Annotated in this window: 3 protein-coding genes; all 3 read left to right on the top strand. The window is 69.4% G+C overall.

Annotation, left to right across the window (positions count from 1 at the left end):
- Nucleotides 1-913, top strand: a 913-nt coding sequence (locus FKV24_RS07560) for a 2-oxo acid dehydrogenase subunit E2 (RefSeq protein WP_211371816.1), incomplete at its 5' end; no start/stop codon positions are given.
- A gap of 20 nt (nt 914-933) precedes the next feature.
- On the top strand, nt 934-1,596 hold the full coding sequence (locus FKV24_RS07555; RefSeq protein ID WP_111267582.1) for a hypothetical protein: 663 nt from the start codon (nt 934-936) through the stop codon (nt 1,594-1,596).
- Between the two features lie 3 nt (nt 1,597-1,599).
- Nucleotides 1,600-2,501 (top strand): mechanosensitive ion channel family protein (locus FKV24_RS07550; RefSeq protein WP_249040956.1); only part of this gene is annotated, 902 nt, incomplete at its 3' end.

Genomic DNA, 2,501 nt, shown 5'->3' with positions numbered 1-2,501 from the left:
CGCCAGCCCGGCGGTGCGCCTGTACGCCCGCGAGCTGGGTGTGGACCTGTCGAAGGTCGCTGGTAGCGCCCGCGCCGGCCGGATCACCCGCGAGGACGTGCAGAAGTTCGTCAAGGGCGTGATGTCGGGCGAGGTCGCTTCCGGCGCCCCGGCGGCGGCCGGCGGCGGCCTGAGCCTGCTGCCCTGGCCGAAGGTTGACTTCGCCAAGTTCGGCGAGATCGAGAGCAAGCCGCTGTCGCGGATCAAGAAGATCTCCGGCGCCAACCTCGCCCGCAACTGGGCGATGATCCCGCACGTGACCCAGCACGAGGATGCCGACGTCACCGAGCTGGAGGCGCTGCGCGGCACCCTCAACAAGGAGAACGAGAAGGCGAAGAACGGGGTCAAGCTGACCATGCTCGCCTTCCTGATGAAGGCTTCGGTGGCGGCGCTGCAGAAGTACCCGGAGTTCAACGCTTCGCTCGACGCCAGTGGCGAGAACCTGGTGCTGAAGAAGTACTTCCACGTCGGATTCGCCGCCGATACCCCGAACGGGCTGGTGGTGCCGGTCGTGCGCGACTGCGACAAGAAGGGCGTCATGCAGATCGCGAAGGAGATGGGCGAGCTCGCGGGCAAGGCGCGCGAGGGCAAGCTCGGTCCGGCCGACATGAGCGGCGGCTGCTTCTCGATCAGCTCGCTGGGCGGCATCGGCGGCACCGCGTTCACGCCGATCATCAATGCGCCCGAGGTCGCGATCCTCGGCGTCTCGAAGTCGTCGATCAAGCCGGTCTGGGACGGCAAGGCGTTCCAGCCGCGCCTGATCCTGCCGCTTTCGCTGAGCTACGACCACCGTGTGATCGATGGCGCGGCGGCGGCCCGCTTCGCCGCCTATCTGGCGACCCTGCTCGGCGACCTGCGCCGCGGCCTGCTGTGAGCGCCCGCGGCACGACGACGATGCGTCGCGCCCTGCGTCTGGGCGCCTTCGTGCTCGCCTGCGCGGCGGCGGCGCCGGCGTTCGCCGACGACGAGGCCTGCAAGCCGGCGCTGGGCCACGGCTGGCCGCCGGCGACCGAGAACTACGGAACCGCGGTCGAAGGTCTGCTCGCCGACGGCATCGCGCCGGAGCTGATGCTGACCCGTCTGCCGGCGCGCGGCAACGAGGACGCGTTGATGCTCGCGCGCGACGCCAGCGGAGGCTGGACCCTGCGCTATGCCGAGGCCGACGAGCGGGTCATGAGCTGGACCGGCAACGGCCTGGAGATGCGCCGCGAGCTGATGGTCGACCAGGTACCGGAGAAGCTGGAAGTGCCGATCCCCGCGATCCTGGCCACCCGTGTCGTCGATGCGTGGCGGCAGGCGCTGACCGAGGCGGTGCCGGCCGGAGTCGAGGCGCCCTACAACGAGGGCGACACCTGGTTGGTGGTGATCGGCGGCGACCGGGTCAGCGGCGCGGCGCCCGACTGCGGCAGCGCCCGCTTCATGGCCGAGCAGTTGGAGCTGCTGATCGACGCCGCCGACACCAAGGCCTCCAAGCGCGACCGGCGCTGGGCCGAGGTCGCCGAGTCGCTCGACGAGATGCGCGAGGCGCGGGCCCGCGCCGATGGCGGGAGTGCCTGAGCGATGATGAACGAGACGGCCGCCAGTCCGATCGAGGCGGTGGGCGAGCAGACGCTCGACATCGCCGATGCGGCCGCGAAGCAGGGCATCGACGGGCTGCGGTCGCTTCTCGAGTTCCAGTTGCTGCACACATCCAACGTCACCATTACCGTCGGCAGCCTGCTCGCCGCCGTGCTGGTGATGGTCGGCACGCTGCTGGTTTCGGCGCTGGTCCAGCGCGCGCTGGGCCGCTATGGCAAGCGCACGCCCAGCGTCAACCAGGCCTCGCTGTACACGCTGAACCGGGTCGTGCACTACCTGCTGCTGGCGGCCGGCCTGCTGCTGGCGCTGGAAGTGCTGGGGATGTCGGTCACCAAGTTCGCTGTGCTGGCCGGCGGTCTCGGCGTCGGCCTGGGCTTCGGCCTGCAGGCGATCTTCAACAACTTCGTCTCCGGCCTGATCCTGTTGTTCGACAAGTCGCTGAAGGTCGGCGATTTCGTCGAGCTGGAGGCCGGCACGCGCGGCATGGTCAAGGCGATCAACATCCGCGCGACCCTGATCACCACCAACGACAACATCGACATCCTGGTGCCGAACTCGGAGTTCGTCAGCGGCCGCGTCGTCAACTGGACCCACCGTTCGGCGAACCGCCGCATCCGGGTGCCGTTCGGCGTCGCCTACGGCACCGACAAGGAGCTGGTGAAGAAGGCCGCGCTGGAAGCCGCCGCACGGGTGCCGTTCACCCTGGCGATGGAGGGCCCCGAGGGGCCGCAGGTCTGGCTGGACAACTTCGGCGACAGCGCGGTCGAGTTCATCCTCGCGGTCTGGCTGACCGAGGAGGCCGCGCGTCGCAATGCCGCGATCAGGGCCGCCTACCTGTGGGAGCTGGATACCTCGCTCAAGGAACACGGCATCGAGATCCCGTT

It is taken from the genome of Marilutibacter maris (genome assembly GCF_006546735.2).
GTDB classification, from domain to species: domain Bacteria; phylum Pseudomonadota; class Gammaproteobacteria; order Xanthomonadales; family Xanthomonadaceae; genus Marilutibacter; species Marilutibacter maris.
The sequence above is the reverse complement of the archived record's forward strand: the minus strand, read 5'-3'. Positions and strand labels throughout refer to the sequence as shown.

Coding starts and splice junctions, on each gene's coding strand:
- FKV24_RS07555 (WP_111267582.1), top strand. CDS start 934: ATGCGTCGCGCCCTGCGTCTGGGCGCCTTCGTGCTCGCCTGCGCGGCG.